The sequence below is a fragment of the Plebeiibacterium sediminum genome (assembly GCF_026013605.1).
GTDB classification, from domain to species: domain Bacteria; phylum Bacteroidota; class Bacteroidia; order Bacteroidales; family Marinilabiliaceae; genus Saccharicrinis; species Saccharicrinis sediminus.
In genome coordinates this window covers 1-304 of the sequence record NZ_JAPDPJ010000425.1, presented here as the reverse complement: position 1 = coordinate 304, position 304 = coordinate 1, and the positions used below count along the sequence as shown (strand labels likewise).

General features: G+C 24.3%; 1 pseudogene. It reads left to right on the top strand.

The features are described from left to right. Window positions 1-108: 108 nt before the first annotated feature. A pseudogene (locus tag OM075_RS26055) lies at window positions 109-304 on the top strand (IS982 family transposase); the annotation flags it as partial.

Below are 304 nucleotides of genomic sequence, written 5' to 3'. Positions count from 1 at the left end.
GCAGTATATCAATGAAATAATCGAAAATAAAATCATGTAATATTTTGAAATAAAAATGGATTTTGCTAATTTAAAAGTCTGACAAACAAATAATTAGAAGCAAAATCCATGCACTTAAGTAAAGATAAAATTACAGAAATTTTTGTTTTAGTCGATGAATTCTGCATTGAATTTGATAAAACAATCTCAAAACATAGTTTAGGAAATAAGCCAAAGAAAAAGCCTAAAATGAACAATAGTGAAGTGATTACAATAATGATATTATTTCATTTTGGCGCTTTCAAAAATCTCAAACATTTTTACT